At 67.6% G+C, this 15,823-nt stretch carries 13 protein-coding genes; 8 read left to right on the forward strand and 5 right to left on the reverse strand.

The genetic code is table 11. The annotated features are described in order from the left end of the window. Nucleotides 1-25 precede the first annotated feature (25 nt). Nucleotides 26-1,225, forward strand: a complete 1,200-nt coding sequence (locus GV790_RS19365) for a thiolase C-terminal domain-containing protein (protein WP_163814744.1) — start codon at nucleotides 26-28, stop codon at nucleotides 1,223-1,225. A 9-nt stretch (nucleotides 1,226-1,234) separates the two neighbouring features. After that, nucleotides 1,235-1,897 (forward strand): TetR/AcrR family transcriptional regulator, encoded by a 663-nt coding sequence (locus tag GV790_RS19370; RefSeq protein ID WP_163814745.1) that lies wholly within the window; start codon nucleotides 1,235-1,237, stop codon nucleotides 1,895-1,897. 209 nt (nucleotides 1,898-2,106) lie between these two features. On the opposite strand, the gene GV790_RS19375 is transcribed toward GV790_RS19370, so the two are convergent. Next, complete coding sequence (locus GV790_RS19375) at nucleotides 2,107-3,699, reverse strand: AMP-binding protein (protein WP_163814746.1); 1,593 nt, start codon at nucleotides 3,697-3,699, stop codon at nucleotides 2,107-2,109. Nucleotides 3,700-3,928: 229 nt separating this feature from the next. Between GV790_RS19375 and GV790_RS19380 the strand changes: the two genes are divergently transcribed. Then, nucleotides 3,929-5,668: a MerC domain-containing protein gene (locus tag GV790_RS19380; protein WP_163814747.1), complete on the forward strand. Its 1,740-nt coding sequence runs from the start codon at nucleotides 3,929-3,931 to the stop codon at nucleotides 5,666-5,668. Nucleotides 5,669-5,677: 9 nt separating this feature from the next. Beyond that, nucleotides 5,678-6,049 carry a hypothetical protein gene (locus GV790_RS19385; RefSeq protein ID WP_163814748.1) on the forward strand — a complete coding sequence of 124 codons (372 nt, stop codon included), beginning with the start codon at nucleotides 5,678-5,680 and terminating at the stop codon, nucleotides 6,047-6,049. 16 nt (nucleotides 6,050-6,065) lie between these two features. Here GV790_RS19385 and GV790_RS19390 read toward each other — a convergent pair whose 3' ends face one another. After that, nucleotides 6,066-6,248, reverse strand: a complete 183-nt coding sequence (locus GV790_RS19390) for a hypothetical protein (RefSeq protein ID WP_163814749.1) — start codon at nucleotides 6,246-6,248, stop codon at nucleotides 6,066-6,068. Nucleotides 6,249-6,761: 513 nt separating this feature from the next. Between GV790_RS19390 and GV790_RS19395 the strand changes: the two genes are divergently transcribed. Continuing rightward, nucleotides 6,762-7,955 (forward strand): esterase/lipase family protein, encoded by a 1,194-nt coding sequence (locus GV790_RS19395; RefSeq protein WP_163814750.1) that lies wholly within the window; start codon nucleotides 6,762-6,764, stop codon nucleotides 7,953-7,955. A 648-nt stretch (nucleotides 7,956-8,603) separates the two neighbouring features. Here the strand turns inward: GV790_RS19395 and GV790_RS19400 are convergent. Both GV790_RS19400 and GV790_RS19405 read right to left on the reverse strand, forming a co-directional pair. After that, nucleotides 8,604-10,157 (reverse strand): acyl-CoA carboxylase subunit beta, encoded by a 1,554-nt coding sequence (locus GV790_RS19400; protein ID WP_163814751.1) that lies wholly within the window; start codon nucleotides 10,155-10,157, stop codon nucleotides 8,604-8,606. A 148-nt stretch (nucleotides 10,158-10,305) separates the two neighbouring features. Beyond that, nucleotides 10,306-10,452: a hypothetical protein gene (locus tag GV790_RS19405; protein ID WP_163814752.1), complete on the reverse strand. Its 147-nt coding sequence runs from the start codon at nucleotides 10,450-10,452 to the stop codon at nucleotides 10,306-10,308. A gap of 318 nt (nucleotides 10,453-10,770) precedes the next feature. Between GV790_RS19405 and GV790_RS19410 the strand changes: the two genes are divergently transcribed. From GV790_RS19410 to GV790_RS19420, 3 genes are all read left to right on the forward strand, one after another. Next, nucleotides 10,771-11,994, forward strand: a complete 1,224-nt coding sequence (locus tag GV790_RS19410) for a serine hydrolase domain-containing protein (RefSeq protein ID WP_163814753.1) — start codon at nucleotides 10,771-10,773, stop codon at nucleotides 11,992-11,994. 46 nt (nucleotides 11,995-12,040) lie between these two features. Then, on the forward strand, nucleotides 12,041-13,390 hold the full coding sequence (locus GV790_RS19415; RefSeq protein WP_163814782.1) for a WS/DGAT/MGAT family O-acyltransferase: 1,350 nt from the start codon (nucleotides 12,041-12,043) through the stop codon (nucleotides 13,388-13,390). A 132-nt stretch (nucleotides 13,391-13,522) separates the two neighbouring features. Further along, nucleotides 13,523-13,726 (forward strand): cold-shock protein, encoded by a 204-nt coding sequence (locus tag GV790_RS19420; RefSeq protein WP_163814754.1) that lies wholly within the window; start codon nucleotides 13,523-13,525, stop codon nucleotides 13,724-13,726. On the opposite strand, the gene GV790_RS19425 is transcribed toward GV790_RS19420, so the two are convergent. After that, a complete protein-coding gene (locus GV790_RS19425; RefSeq protein WP_175585947.1) occupies nucleotides 13,723-15,822 on the reverse strand; it encodes an MMPL family transporter in 2,100 nt (699 codons plus the stop codon). The genes GV790_RS19420 and GV790_RS19425 overlap by 4 nt on opposite strands. Nucleotide 15,823: the final 1 nt, after the last annotated feature.

Genomic DNA, 15,823 nt, shown 5'->3' on the forward strand with positions numbered 1-15,823 from the left:
CACAGCGCTTTCGAGGAGAAACACCGTGAACCAGCGAGCCTTCGTCATCGGCGTCGGGATGACGAAATTCGAGAAGATTGCCAGCCGGGACTGGCAGTACCCGGATATGGTCGCCGAGGCGGTGGGCGCGGCGCTGGCCGACGCGGGCATCGAGTACGGCCAGGTGCAGCGGGCGGCCGTCGGCTACGTCTTCCAGCCGTCGACGGCGGGTCAGCGCGCCCTCTACGACGTGGGCCTCACCGGCATTCCGATGGTGAACGTGAACAACAACTGCGCCACCGGTTCCACCGCGCTGATGCTGGCCCGCGAATGGGTGCAGGCCGGGCTGGTGGACGTGGCGCTGGCCGTCGGCTTCGAGCAGATGACCAAGGAGGCCATGGCCGGTTCGGGCACACCCGCGGTCAGCACCATCGACCGGCATATCGCGGTTCTGAAGTCCACCAACGGTTTCGGTACGGCGCCGCTGACCGCTCAGTTCTTCGGCGCCGCGGCCGCCGAGCACATGCGCCGCTACGGCACCAGCCGTGAGCAACTCGCCGGCGTCGCGGTGAAGAACCACGAACATTCGACCCGCAACCCGTACGCGCAGTTCCAGGACGCCTACACCCTGGACCAGGTGCTCGGTGACAAGCCGGTGCACGATCCGCTCACCCGCTCGCAGTGCTCGCCCATGTCCGATGGTTCGGCGGCCGCGGTCGTCGTCAGCGAGGCGTTCGTCCGGGCTCACGGTCTCGCCGACCGCGCGGTGGAGATCCTCGGGCAGGCGCTGGCCACCGACGACACCTCCTCCTTCGGCACCGAATCCATGATCGATGTCGTCGGCGCTCCGATGACGCACAAGGCCGCCGCCGAGGTCTTCACCGCCACCGGAAGCACCATCGACGAGGTCGATGTGATCGAGCTGCACGACTGCTTCTCGATCAACGAACTCATCACCTACGAGGCACTCGGCATGTGCGCGCCCGGCGAATCGGGCGCGCTGATCGACTCCGGCGCGACCACCTACGGCGGACGCTGGGTGGTCAACCCGTCCGGCGGGCTGATCTCCAAGGGGCATCCGCTCGGCGCGACCGGCCTGGCCCAGTGCGCCGAGCTGACCTGGCAGCTGCGCGGCGAGGCCGGGCCGCGTCAGGTCGAGGGCGCCCGCCGCGCGCTCGCACACAACCTCGGGCTCGGTGGCGCGGTGGTCGTGACGCTCTACGGTGCACCCGGCCCGCTCGATTAGGGTGCGCACGTGAGCCGAGGACTTTCGACGGAACCCGCGCAGGCGGGGCCGGATGACACCGCCCTGCCCACCGACAAGCGCCTGATCCGCGCCGCCGAACGGCTGTTCGCCGAGCGCGGGATCGACGCGGTGTCGCTGCGGGCGGTGATGTCGGCGGCCGGCGCGAACGTCGCCTCGGTGCACTACCACTTCGGTTCCAAGGACGCGCTGGTCGAGGCCCTGCTCGAACAGCGAGGCGGGCAGGTGTCGCAACGGCGGTCCGAATTGCTGGACCACATCGAGGCTTCCGGCGACGCCACGGCCCGCTCCTTGGCCGAGGCGTTCGTCCGTCCGGTGGCCGAGCAGATCGCCGCGGGCGGTACCGCGTGGGTCACCATCGTCGCGGGCATCATCGGCAGCAGGCATCCCGCGCTGTCGCGGATCACCGAGGGTTTCGCCCCGCAGGCGCGCCGGTTCACCTCGCTGCTCGGCGCGATCTATCCCGACGTCCCGGCCCGCACCATCCGGTTCCGGCTGACCCAGGCGATGAGCCTGACCTTCCAGGCCCTCGGCGATCTCGACGGACTGCGCGACATGCTGGCACTGAGCGGAACCCGGCTCACGCCGGAGGAAGTACTCGAGGAGCTGATCGATCTGGTGACCGCGATTCTCGCCGGTCCGCCGGATCGCTGATTCCGCCATCTGTTTCGCCGCGCAGCCGCGATCGAATCCGTTCGCGGGGGCGTGCGTTCGTGCCTACTTCGAGAGCATTCCGCCCGCATCTGAGCGACAACGAATGTCGTTTGTCGCTCAGATGCGGGCGGAAAGTACTTGGCCCCTGCTGCTGATCTCCACAAGGCCGCGCCGGCGGAACACGTCGCCCCGCCGGCGCCCGCGAGAGCTCAGTTCACCTGGCGGGCACCGTCGCTCCAATACTGCGCGCGCAGAGCCTTCTTGTCCGGCTTGCCCAGCGGGCTGAGCGGGATGCTGTCGGCGAAATCGATGGACTTGGGCGTGTATACGGCGCCCTTACGTTCCTTCACCAGCGCCTGCAACTCCTCCACCGCCACTTCGCGGCCCGCACGCAGCACCACGACGGCCTTCACGGCCTCGCCCCATTTGTCATCGGGCACACCGATCACCGCGGCGGCACTGACGGCGGGATGCGCGGACAGCACATCCTCCACTTCCCGCGGATAGACGTTGAAGCCGCCGGTGACGATCATGTCCTTCTTGCGGTCGACGATGTAGAGGAAACCGTCGGCGTCGCGTCGGGCGATGTCGCCGGTGTGCAGCCAGTCGTGTTCGGTGGCCTCGGCGGTCTGCTCGGGCTTGTTCAGATAGCCCTTCATCACCAGCGGGCCGCGCACACAGATCTCACCCGGCTCACCCGTCGGCACCTCGTTGCCCTCGTCGTCGAGCAACGCGACGTGCAGCCACGGCACCGGGCGGCCACAGCTGGCCAGCCGCTCGGGCACGGCCGGATCGTGATCTTCCTTGCGCAGCACCGAGATCGTCATCGGGCATTCGGCCTGGCCGTAGAACTGGAAGAAGATCGGGCCGAACTTCTCGATCGCCTCGGCCAGCCGGGTCGGTGAGATGGCCGAGGCGCCGTAGAAGACCGTCTCCAGGCTCGACAGGTCGTATTTGTCGAGATCGGGGTAATCGAGCAGGGCGTAGAGCATGGTCGGGACCAGCATCGTCGAGGTGATGCGGTACTTCTCGATGGTGGCGAGCACGGTCGCCGGATCGAAACCGGGCAGCACCACGATGGAACCGCCTTGCAGGCTGGTCGGGTTCCAGAACGCGCCACCGGCGTGGCTGAGCGGCGTGCAGACCAGGAAGCGCACCTCCTGCGGCCACTGCCATTCGGTCATCTGGATGCGCAGCAGCGTCGCGCCACCGCGGAAGCTGAGCATCACGCCCTTGGATTTGCCGGTGGTGCCGCCGGTGTAGGCGAGGCTGACGGTGTCACCGGGGGCGACGTCCGGGGCCACCAGCGGGGCAGGTGCGAAGGCGTCGGCGGCGGCCAGCAGATCGGTGCCCGCTTCGGTGGGGCCGAAGGCCAGCAGATTCTTCAGCCCGGGGACCCGCTCGGCGAGCTGGGCGGCGCGCTGTTCGTATTTGTCCGGATCGTAGACGAGGGTTTCGATGCCCGCGTCCTCCAGCACGTAGGCGTGATCGTCGAGCGAACCCATCGGGTGCAGTGCGGCGAACCGGACCCCGGTGACGGCATTGGCGCCCTGGGTGAACAGCACCTCCGGCCGATTGGCCGACAGGATCGCCACCGGGCTACCGACCCCGAGGCCGAGCGAGGTGTATGCCTGGGCGAACTTGCTGATCTGGTCGCGCACCTGCCGGTAGGTCAGCTGCTCGTCGCCGATATGCACCGCGGTCCGGTCGGCATACAGCTCGAGCGAGCGGATGAGCATATCGACCGCCAACGGCTCCCGATGGAGGAGATCGACCTCGGTGATCTGCGGATCAGTGTTCATTCATGCGCCTTCCGGGCCCGCGTCGTCGACAGATGCACCCTCAAAGTTAGAACGCGTTCTAGTTCGGGGCAAGGGGTGCGCGCAGATCCGTTCCGGTCCGCGCCCTCGGCCGACACTCCCGGCCACGACACTCCGATAGCCGAGAAGATGTGCGCCGTGAATCCCGAGCTGTCGCCGGTGACCGCTGATAACCTCTGGGGCACAAGCGATTCACGTTCGTCAGGGGGCGATGGATGAGCACACCGGCCACGCATCGGGATCGGTCGCCGAGGCCGCGATGAGCACACCCACCGACGAGCCGACGCGCTTCCTGGCGGCCGCGGTTCACCTCGACGACGCGCTGGCCGATGCACTGGTCGAGGAATATCTGGCGGAGCCGAAACGGGCCGTTCCGCCCTCGCCGGGAGTGGACGCCGTCACCGTGCTTCGCGAGGCGGCGGCAGCCCAGTGGCGGCGGCGCACCATCAACCTCGTGCTGGTGGCCACGCTCATCCTGACCACCGTGTTCTCGCCGATTCTGGTGCTCGTCTGGCTGATCGCCGGGCTCACGTGGCGGCTGTGCGCGGCGATCGTGGCCCGGTTGGCGCAGGGCAGGGGCGGGTCCAACTGGTTCCTCGCCGAGCGGCACCGGCGATGGTGGGTCACCGCGCTCGCCTGGTCTGCGCTCAGCGCGTTGTCGACCGCGCTGCCCTCGCTGGCCATGGAATCGATCGGCGAGCCGATCCTCACCACCCCTGATTCCGCCCTGTCCACCGTGTTCATGCTGATCACCCTCGCCCTGGTGACCGCGATGCTGTGCCTGCTGATCGCCCGGCACTATCTGCCGTGGCAGGTCGCCACCACCTGGTACGGCTACGGGCGATATCAACCGGACAGTCCACCGCGAGAGGCCGCCATCACCGCGAGCGCGCCGTACGCCGACCGGCTGCACCGCATCTCCCAGGATCAGCTGCGGCGCGCGCAGGACAGCTCGGGCGAGGTCGTGGTGTATCGCGGCCACAAACCGTTCGTCGGCGCGGGCGTCCGGGTCCGGTCCTGGTCGTCGGCGCTGGAACTGTATGCGAGCTCGGAGACCGCCGAGTCGGCCGATCCCACGCGCGCCACCGACCCGGTCCCGAGCTTCGAGCCCCGTGAGCTCCAGGAGTTCGTCACCGCAGATCTGAAAACACTGCGCAGATCGCCGACCCTCACCCCGGGCCGGCGCTTCGCCGAACTCGGCGTCACCAGCTGGGCCCTGCTCTCGCCGGCGGACCTGTTGCACAATCCGTCCGGGCGCGCGCTGCTCGGCCGGCTCGATGCCGGCGCGGAACCGGAGTTGAACGCCGAGGATTGGGCGGCACTGAGCAACGAATCACCGGAGTGGTTGCGCTATTACCGCTGCTTCCGGCTGGATGGCTGGGCGCGTCAACTCGCGGTATCGGGCTTTCTGCACGTCGGCTGCGAGGAGCGGATGCTCGTGCTCGAATGGCATGGATTCGTCCTTGCCCCGATCGCGCCCGAATTCCGCCGCGTCGATTCCCCGCCGAGCATGCTCGAACTACGCACACTGTGGGCCGCCGCGGGCGATCTGGCGTTGTTGCCCACCTCCGTGCCCGGCCGGATCGCCGATGTGATCCGTGGCGTGTCGGCGCGCCGCCGCGCCGGCGGCGCGTGGAACACGCCGGATCAGGCGGAGCAGGTCTTCGGCGCCGCCGCGAGCATCCGGGAACTCGGCGCGGGCGACGAACTCGCCAACCTGTTCCAGGAAACCGACTGCGACCGCTACCTCAAGATCCTCGAGCAGCACACGCTGGATTCCGTGCATCGGTTCCTGAGGGAAAAAGGCATTGCCGCCAAGGGATTCGCCGACATGGTCCAGCAGATCAACAACTCGACCGTCATCAACAACTCGAACGTCATCGCCGGGAATATCGGCGGCATGGGCAATTCCGGCTCGGTGGGAGCCGGCGCCGGCGCTGCGACGAAGTAGGAGGCCCTCATGTCAGATTCCTCGGTCAACATCACCGGCGGCCGGGTGGCCGCCGGAAACATCGGCGGCTCGGGCAACAACGGGCAGATCAACGGCCCGGTCGATCTGTCGGCAGGCGCGGAGACCGATCAGCTCGCCACCGCTCTCGCCGAACTTCGCGAGGAACTTACCCGGCTGAGCGCCCAGCTGGCCGCGGCCCCGGATTCGGCCGCCGATGTCGACGATGTTCTCCAAGACCTCGCCGACCCGGAACCGGATATCCCGGCCGCCACCACCCGATGGGAGCGATTGCGCCGGCGCATCCCCGAGCCGCTGCAGAATCTCGACACCATTCAGCAGATCGTCGGCCTCCTGGAACAGGTGCGCGGACTGGCATCCTGATGCGGGCGTGACCTTTTCACCAGCCGGCCGCCAGTTGCATCCACACCAGCATCACCACCACGCTCAGCAGGCAGACCGGGCCGAGGGAGCGCTGCATCTTCACGCGGGTGGGACCGGGGGCCGCCCACACCACCCAGAGCGAGGTGGTTCCGAGTGCGGCGAAGGTCAACCAGGTCACCACTATGCCTGCGAGGTACATCCGGCTTCGCCCTCCTGTCCGGGCCCGGTGCTGCGCACGGCATTGCTCACGCGCCGTTGATATCTCGGCGCCGAGATGCGTCCGATTCCTCGCTCCGACGCGGCGGCGCGGACGCGTTCGCACCCTGACGATTTCACCGGGATGATCACCGTATCCGGTGCGATTCGCGGAAACGCGGGTAGCGATGAGCAATTGGACAGCTCACAGCGTGTGCTCTTCGAGAATTGTTTCCACACACATTGATCAGGCGAACCCGAGGCACGATCTATTTCATACAGTTCAGCAAAACCGCTACTCAACGCCGGGAACAGCTGATACTCCGATGTTCTCGGACGACATCACACAAGACCCCGCCGCTGCGACTGTCCCCTGTGCCGAATGCCGGTGAACGTTTTTCGTGAAGTTTCCAGAGACCACGCTTCTTCCCGAGATGGCGCCGATTCCGCAAATACCGTTGGCGCAGTTTCGATGCCGTTGAATTCGCGGCGGCAGCGTTGTTCAGGAAGGCACGTGATGAGACGAAGTACCTCTGGCCGGTTGTGGCGTTCGGTGGTGGTGGTGAGTGCGGCGGTGCTCGCGTTGACCACGGTGGGTGGTCAGGCTGCGGCTGCGCCGACGGAGCAGGATTTGGCCGATTATATTGCGGCGGGTCGGTCGGTGGCGGGGCCGGTGGCTGATTCGGGGTCGAGTTCGGGGTCGGCGTGTGATTCCGGGTCGGGTGCGGGTTCGGGTAATGGTTCCGGTGATTGTTACGGCGGGTCCGGGAGTAGTTCGGGGTCTTCGGGTGGGTATGCCTCCGACACGGTCGGGTGGGGTCCGGCGCAGACGTCGTGGCTGGCGGCATTCGCCTATGGGCTGGCCAATGGTGATGCGGCGCCGCCGGGGGCCAATGACTGGAATTGCAAGCCGACGCCCGAGCATCCGCGGCCGGTGTTGTTGATCCATGGCACCTGGATGAACGCCTACAACGGCTACGCCTACATGGGGCAGCCGATCAAGGATGCCGGGTTCTGCACCTTCACCTTCAACTACGGGCGGTCGAACCTGCTCGAGGGTGGTGGCCTGGGGTCGGTGCTGCCCGGGGTGATGGGCACCGGGTATATCCAGGACTCGGCCAAGCAGTTGGCGGTGTTCGTCGATCGGGTGCTGGCCGCCACCGGTGCCTCCGAGGTCGATATCGTGGCGCACTCGCAGGGTGGGTCGATGTCGAACTGGTACACCAAGTTCGAAGGCGGTGCGGCGAAGGTGAAGAACCTGATCACCTATGGCGCCACCCATCACGGCACCAGCCTGGACGGGATCGGTGCGCTGGGGCGTGCGATCAACAACCTGGGCATCGATATTCTCGGGTTCATCGAGATCTTCGTCGGGCATGCCGGGATCCAGCAGACCATCGGTTCGGACTTCGTCAACCAACTCAACGCAGGTGGTGACACCGTGGCGGGGGTGGATTACACGATCGTGGGTTCCCGCTACGACGAGATCACCAACCCCTACGATCTGACGTTCCTGAAGCCGGGTCCGGGTGCCACCGTCCGCAACATCACCCTGCAGGACGGTTGCGAACAAGACATCTCCGACCACCTGACCATGATGTATTCCCCCCGCGCGCTGTCCATCGCGCTCAATGCCCTGGACCCGGTGCAGTTCCCGCAACTGCAATGCACCTTCAACCCCTGGCTCATCGGCGGCGGCGGACAACTCTGACCACCCCCTAGACCGGCACCCACCGGACCGGATCGACACCGACTCCGGCCGGTCCGGTGGGAGCCCGGCCGCCGCCCGCGCCCGAAACCGGTGACCCGCGCCGGTTCCGTCCGACGGCCGGCGGATGCCCATCGAGCGGCTCAGGCCCTGCCCGCTCGGTGGGCATACCCATATCCGTGGCACGTTGCGATCGACGGCAGCCCATCCCCGGGCGGTGCCACGGGTGCGATTTCCAGCAAACACGATCTGCTGGCTACGGAAAGGCCGCTACGTTCCAGGGCATTTCAGCGCATCGCAGGATCCACTGTCGGCCCAACGGCATTCACGACGCGATTGCGCTGGTCGAGCCAGCAGGCACCGCGACTGGTCAGGCCAGACGCCACCTACGGCACGACCCTCACCGACCGGCCGACGAGCATCCGCCCCGGTCTCGTAGTGGCTCGACCCGGTCCACCGCCCGCAGGTCCCGCCGGAACCATCCGCGCTGCCTGTGCACAGGACCGCGATGGGATCGAGGGGCGCGGCCGTGGCGCTCGCTGGGACCACCGCGGCCGCACCGGATAGCAGGGCGGCCACGACCGTCACCGTTCGATGCCCGAATCCGGCCATGACGTACTTCCTGAACTGGCCGCACGAGCGGCCGTGTCTTCACATCGGATACAAGCTGTGCTTGCGCGGGTTGAACTCCGCCGCCGCGGCCTTGTCCTGGAGCAGGCGCAGTGCGTGCCGCAACTCCAGGCGGGTGGTGGACGGTTCGATGACGGCGTCGATGTAGCCGCGCTCGGCGGCCACCCACGGCGTCGCGACGGTGGCGTTGTACTGCTCGATCATGAACTCGCGCACCGCAGCCCGCTGTTCGGGCGGCACCTGTTGCAATTGCCGGCGCCCGGCGATGTCGACGGCGCCCTCGGCACCGATCACCGCGATGCGGGCGGTCGGCCAGGCGAAGCTGACATCGGCGCCGAGCTGCTTGCACGCCATGAACCCGTACGCGCCGCCGTACACCTTGCGCACGACCAGATTGATGATCGGCACGGTCGCCTCGATGATCGCGCGCGGCACCCGGCCACCCCGGATGATGACGCCGTTGCGTTCCTCCTCGACGCCGGGCAGGATCCCCGGCGTATCCACCACGAAGATCAGCGGCAGCCCGAACGCATCGCACAACCGGATGAAGTAGGTGGCCTTGTCCGAGCAGTTCGCATCCAGCGCACCACCGAGCACCAGCGGCTGATTCGCCAGCACCCCCACCGGGCGGCCGTCGACCCGGGCGAAACCGGTGATCAGGTTCGGGGCGTGGGCCGCCCGGATCTCGTGGAAATCACCGTCGTCGAAGATCCGCAGCAGGATCTCGTGCATGTCGTAACCCTCGCGATCGGAGTCCGGAATGATCGACTCCAATTCGAGGTCATGCATGGTGATCCCGGGCTCGAGACCGGGGTTGACGATCGGCGGCTGCTCCACACAGCTCGACGGCAGATAGCTCAGATACTTACGCGCCCAGTCGAAGGCGTCCTGCTCGGTCTCGCACACCTGGTGGATGACGCCGTTGCGGGCCTGCACCTGCGCACCACCGAGTTCCTCCGCGGTGACATCCTCACCGGTGACCGCCTTGATCACCTCGGGACCGGTGACGAACATATGCGCCTTCGGCGTCGCCACCAGCACATCGGTATTGATCGGCCCGTACACCGCACCCGCCGCGCATTTGCCCAGCATGATCGACACCTGCGGCACGAAACCGGACAGCCGTTCCTGGCAGCGGCTCATATGGGCGAACCAGGCCAGGGAGGCGACCGCGTCCTGGATCCGCGCCCCGCCGGAATCGTTGATCGTCACCACCGGGCAGGCCTTCTCGAAGGCGAAGCGCAAGATGTGGGTGAGCTTGCGTCCGAACATCTCACCGACCGAACCGCCGTACACGGTCTGGTCGTGCGCGATCACCACCACGGGCCTGCCGTCGATGCGGCCGTGGCCGGTCACCACGCCGTCGCCGTACATGGCGTCGGGGTCACGCGGATTACGTACCAGCCCGCCGATCTCGGTGAAGGTCCCCGGATCCAGCAGCGCCTGCACCCTGGACCGCACGCTGGGGATGCCCTTCTGCGCACGTTTGGCGATCCCGGCCGCACCCGCCGGCTCCGCCGCGACGGCCAGCACCTCGCGCAATCGGTCCAGCTTCGTTTCGGTGCCAGTCGTCATCCGGATACGCCTCTCGCCGTGCAGTGGTCCGGCCGAAGATAACCGGGCAGGCACGCGAGTTCGGTGCTGTGCGGCGCAGTCTGGACACACTCACAGCGTCAGCGGATCAACCGCTGGCGATATGACCAAAAAAGATGTGCGCGTCGGCTCAGGATCCGCTGTCGCCGCGGCGCAACCGCTGAGCCGCCGCGACGGCTTCCTGCTTGGAGAACCCGTCCGCCATCCATTCCGAGTCCACATACCAGGCTCGCCAGGTCCCGTCACCACGCTGTTCGGTCCGCAAACTCTGGTCCATGGCAATCACCCGGGACTCCCCTGTCTGGTCGTCGGTCATCGACCTCGCGGTCGATCTGAGGCGGACCAGACCCTACAGCCCGAGCGCGGCAAGGGCACGGATTCGGTGGTGCGGCGGCCCGGTTGTAATACAACCGGCATGGAGCCTCACCCAGCCACCGGCACCCGGCCTCGGCCGATCGACCGATCTCCGGGCCGCGCCGCGCCGACGCTCCGATGACACACACAGGCCGCCGTGTCCTGAACGATGTCCAGTATCGTAGATGGGTACTGCTGTCTCACGGCTGCGTGCGGCGGTATGACCCGAAGGATGCGAACAATGCTCGAACCCATTCGACCCATCTCAGGCGGCTCCACCGTTCGCGGCGCGGCCGACCCTGGATACCGCAGAGCGGTCACCGCATTCGCGCGGTTGTTCGCCGGGGGCCGCGGGGGCGGTGCGCTGGCGGTCTACCATCGCGGAATTCCCGTGGTGGACATCTGGACCGGAATCGCGGATGCCGACGGCAACGAATGGCAGAAGAATACCGGCGCCGTCTCGTGGTCGACCACCAAGGGCATCACCGCGACCGTTGTGCACCGCTTGGCCGCGCGCGGCCTGATCGACTATCGCGCCCCGGTCGCGGAGTACTGGCCCGAATTCGCCGCCAACGGCAAGAAAGCCATTACCGTCGCGGAAGTACTCAGCCATCGCGCCGGGCTTTCCCGCATCGGCCCCTTGGCCAGGAACACCACCGAGATGCTCGACCACCTCGCGATGGAGGAGCGTCTCGCCGCCGCACGGCCCGATCGGTTCCGTGGCCTGCCCGCCTACCACGCGATCACCTACGGCTGGCTGGTCGCAGGCATCGCGCGCGCCGTGACCGGCAAGGGAATGGCCGAGCTGTACCGCACCGAATTGGCCGAACCGCTCGGCATCGACGGGTTGCACCTGGGAGCGCCGCCCGCGAGCAGTGATGTCTCCGTGGCGACGCTGTCCGGCTCGTCGCTGCCGCTCGGCCTCCCGAACGCCGAGCAGATCCTGCGGACCACCACCCGATTCATCGGCCCGGGAACAGGATTCATCCGATCGATCTACGCCGCGGGCATCGCCGATCTCGCCGCCGGGCCCGAGGCGCCCATCCTGCGCAGCGAAATGCCAGCCGCCAACGGCGTGTTCACCGCGCGTGCGGTCGCGGCGGTCTACAACCTGCTCGCCACCGACAACGCACTGCTGTCGCGGCGACGGGTCCGCGCGGCCTCGCGGATCCAGACCTACCTGCCGGACCGCAACCTGCTGCTGCCGATGGGCTGGCGTCTCGGCTATCACTCATGGCCTATTCCTGGCGCACCGGGCGGATTCGGCCATATCGGACTCGTCGGATCCGGCGGATGGGTCGATCCCGACAATGAGCTGGCCGTCGGCTTCGTGCACAACTGGCTACCCGAGGCCACCAAGCTGCCACGCGACCAGCTGATTCTTGCCCGGCTGCTCACCCCCATCGTCCGTGCGGCCGCCGCACCGGCATCCGAAGACAGGTCCAGGCAAGCGAAAGCCGGGTGATCGGCGCGCGTCGCGCCGCGCCCGGAGGTAGTGAGGAGCCGCGATGATCGACCTGATCGCACCGACCGACGCGATCTTCCTGCTGAACGAATCGCGCGAGCACCCCATGCACGTGGCCTCGCTCCAGCTGTTCGAGCCGCCGGAAGGCGCAGGGCCGGATTTCGCCCGGTCGATCCATCAGCGGCTCGTCGACTCGCCGGTGACCGATCCGACGTTCCGCAAACGTCCGGGCCGGATCCTCGGCGGCATCTCGAGCCTGGCCTGGACCCACGACGACGAAGTGGACCTCGACTATCACGTGCAGCGGGCGGCCCTCGCCTCTCCCGGCCGGGTGCGTGAATTGCTGGCGATGACCTCGCGTTTGCACAGTGGGCTGCTCGACCGGCATCGGCCGCTGTGGGAACAGCATCTCATCGAAGGGCTCGACGACGGCAGATTCGCCGTCTACACCAAGGTGCACCACGCGTTGATCGACGGCGTCGCGGCCCAGCGACTGCTGCGGCGTACCCTCACCACGGACTCCTCGGACACCGAGATCCGGACGCCGTGGAACCTGCCGAGGCGTTCGCGGTCCGGCTCGTCCGGCGGCCGTTCCCGCGCCACCGACGCCGCCCGGACGATCGGGAAGCTCGCGCCGTCGACCGTGTCGCTGATTCGCTCGGCGCTCACCGACCAGCAGCTCACGCTCCCGTTCGCCGCACCAGACACCCTCTTCAATGTGCGCATCGGCGGTGCCAGGCGATGCGCCGCCCAATCGTGGCCGCTGGACCGGATCCGCGCGATCAAGGCCGCGACCGGGGCGACCGTCAATGATGTTGTGCTGGCGATGTGTTCGGCCGCGTTGCGCACCTATCTGCTGGAACACAACGCACTCCCCGATACCCCGCTGATCGCCATGGTTCCGGTGTCGCTGCGGACCGAGAGCGAAGCCGACAGCGGTGGAAACATCGTCGGAACCATCTTGTGCAATCTCGCGACGCACAGCGCCGACGCGGCCGAGCGCCTGGAGATCATCAGCGCCTCGATGCGGGAAGGCAAACGGCTGTTCGCGGAGATGCCGAGAATCCAGGCCTTGGCGGTGTCGGCGGTGATGATGTCGCCGCTGGGGCTGGCGAGCCTGCCCGGTTTCGTCTCGATGACGCGCCCGCCGTTCAATATCGTCATCTCGAACGTGCCCGGCCCCGAGCAACCCATGTACTACTGCGGGGCGCGGATGGACGGCAGCTACCCGATGTCGATCGTGCTGGACGGGCAAGCACTCAACATCACCCTGTCCTCCAATGCCGGCAACCTCGACTTCGGCATCGTCGGCTGCCGGCGCAGCGTGCCGCATCTGCAACGGCTACTTGCGCATCTCGAGACCGGGCTCACCGAGCTCGAACACGTCACGGCGTGATGTCGCGACGGCACAGTCGAGGCTGTTCGACCGTGCCGCCGCGCGGCGTCCTCGGCAGCTGTGCCATGCTGGGTGACGAGTACGGGTTGTTCACGTGATCGCTCGGCTCGCAACAGGAAGCAAAAACAAAGTATGTCGCAAGGCAGTGTGAAGTGGTTCAACGGCGAAAAGGGCTTCGGGTTCATCGCGCAAGATGACGGCGGTCCCGACGTTTTCGTCCATTACTCCGAGATTTCCGGCTCCGGCTACAAGTCCCTCGAAGAGGGCCAGCGGGTCGAGTTCGAGGTCGGGCAGGGCCAGAAGGGCCCGCAGGCCCAGAGCGTCCGCGCCATCTAGGAGCGTTCAGCCCAGAAACCCGCGCCGCGGCGCGGGTTTCTTGCTTTCCGGGCCTCTCCCGGCATGCTCGGCCACCAGATGCGGTCCCCGATTGTGGCGAAGACGGCCGGGATGATGATCGTGCGCACGATGAAGGTGTCGAGCAGGATGCCGAGACCCACCACGATGCCGAGCTGGGTGAGGGTGATCAGCGGCAGCACGCCGAGCACACAGAACACGGCCGCCAGCACGAGCCCGGCGCTGGTGATGACCGTGCCGGTGGTCGAGACCGCACGCACGATCCCCTGTGTCGTCCCGTGCCCTGGCGTCTCTTCGCGAGCGCGGACCACCAGGAAGATGGAGTAGTCCACGCCGAGCGCCACCAGGAACAGGAAGGCGAACAGCGGCACATTGGTGTCGATGGCGGGAAATCCGAACAGGTGCACGCTTGCCCAGCTGCCGAGTCCGAGCGCGGCGAGCGCGCTCAGCACCGTCACCGCGACCAGCACCAGTGCCGCCGGGATCGCCCGCAGCAGTCCGATCAGGATGATCAGCACCGCCACCAAGATGAGCGGCATGATCACTGCGCGGTCCCGGCTCGCGGCGTTCCGGGTATCGAGGGCCTGGGCGTCGCTGCCCCCGACGAGGGCGTCGGCGTCGGGTATTCCGGCCAGGCGTTCGCGCATCGACTCGATCCGATCGAAGGCGCGTTCGGACTCCGGGGCCGCATCGATTACCACCGCCCAGCGGGTCAGCCCGGTATCGGCGGTGCCGGTTCGGGTGACCCGCTGCACCCCAGGCGTCTCCGTCAGCACCTGCTCCGCCCGCGCCGCCGCGGCCGAACGCGCGACGACGACCGCCGGATCGCCGGTGCCTGCCGGAAAGTGCGCGGCCAGGGTGTCGAAGCCGGCCACCGACTCGGCCTGCACCCGGAACTGCTCGGTCTGCGAGAGCCCGATATCGACGGTGAACAGTCCGGCCGCACACACCACCAGTGCCGCCGTCGCGCCGGTGGCCACGACAGCACGGCGCTCGACCACCCGCGTCGCGATCGAATGCCACACCCCGGTTTCGGAGCGATCGGGACCACCGGCCTCCGGAACAAAGGGCCAGAACACCTTTCGTCCGCACAGCGCCAGCGCGGCCGGCAGCCCGAACAAGACGAACAGCACGACGACCAGCAATCCGGCCGCTGCCGACGCACCGAGGCTGCGCGTGCTCGGCACCGAGGCCAGCAGCAAGATCAGCAGCGCGGAGACGACGGTGAGGTTGCTGGCGAGAATGGCGGGCCCGGCCCGGCGGCACGCCTGCCTGAGCGCGCGCCGATGGTCCGGTTCCCGCCGTAGTTCATCGCGGTAACGCGACACCAGCAGCAGCGCGTAGTTGGTGCCCGCCCCGAACACCAGCACGCTGGTGATGCCCGAGGTGGAGCCGTCGAAGCTGAGGCCGGTCAGTTGCGCGAGCGCCGTGCCGACGCTGGTGGCCACCCGATCGGCGAGGCCGACCACGAGCAGCGGTATCAGCCACAGCACCGGTGACCGGTAGGTGACGATCAGCAGGATGGCCACCACGATCGCGGTCACCGCCAGCAGGGTGGCGTTCGCGCCGGAGAACGAATCGGCGATATCGGCGCCGAACGCGGGCCCACCGGTCACCTGGAGCTGCAGGGCCTCGGGCAGGCCGGTCGTGGAAACCGTACGCAGACGTTCGATCTCGTCGGTGAGCGCGAACCCGCTCAGCTGCGCGGATACCGGGACACCGCCGATCGCGGCGGCGCCGTCGGGTGAGGTGATCAGCCGGACGTCGCTCGGCTCGGCCGACGTCGCCCGCGCCACCGCCGCACGCGCGGCGGACAGATCGGCCTCGCTCAGCGCGGCGCCGTCGGCGCGGGAGACCACGAGCACCGCCGAGGCCGAATCGGCGTCGGGAAACTGCGCCAGCGCCTGTTCGATCTGCGCGGACTGGTTACCGTCGGGCAGCGAATTCGGTGCTTCACCTGCGGACTCGTTCTCCCCGACCGCACCGATCACCCCGATCGCGGCAATCGCCAGCACCAGCAGCAACCACCATGACCTGCGCGAGCTGACCGTCGCGGCGTACCGGCTCCAGATATCCACA

The organism is Nocardia cyriacigeorgica, from assembly GCF_010858045.1.
Lineage (GTDB): Bacteria > Actinomycetota > Actinomycetes > Mycobacteriales > Mycobacteriaceae > Nocardia > Nocardia cyriacigeorgica_E.

Excerpts from the sequence above, each read along its gene's own strand:
- GV790_RS19375 (WP_163814746.1), bottom strand. The coding sequence starts at position 3,699 with ATGAACACTGATCCGCAGATCACCGAGGTCGATCTCCTCCATCGGGAG.
- GV790_RS19380 (WP_163814747.1), top strand. The coding sequence starts at position 3,929 with ATGGATGAGCACACCGGCCACGCATCGGGATCGGTCGCCGAGGCCGCG.
- GV790_RS19385 (WP_163814748.1), top strand. The coding sequence starts at position 5,678 with ATGTCAGATTCCTCGGTCAACATCACCGGCGGCCGGGTGGCCGCCGGA.
- GV790_RS19390 (WP_163814749.1), bottom strand. The coding sequence starts at position 6,248 with ATGTACCTCGCAGGCATAGTGGTGACCTGGTTGACCTTCGCCGCACTC.
- GV790_RS19395 (WP_163814750.1), top strand. The coding sequence starts at position 6,762 with ATGAGACGAAGTACCTCTGGCCGGTTGTGGCGTTCGGTGGTGGTGGTG.
- GV790_RS19400 (WP_163814751.1), bottom strand. The coding sequence starts at position 10,157 with ATGACGACTGGCACCGAAACGAAGCTGGACCGATTGCGCGAGGTGCTG.
- GV790_RS19405 (WP_163814752.1), bottom strand. The coding sequence starts at position 10,452 with ATGGACCAGAGTTTGCGGACCGAACAGCGTGGTGACGGGACCTGGCGA.
- GV790_RS19410 (WP_163814753.1), top strand. The coding sequence starts at position 10,771 with ATGCTCGAACCCATTCGACCCATCTCAGGCGGCTCCACCGTTCGCGGC.
- GV790_RS19420 (WP_163814754.1), top strand. The coding sequence starts at position 13,523 with ATGTCGCAAGGCAGTGTGAAGTGGTTCAACGGCGAAAAGGGCTTCGGG.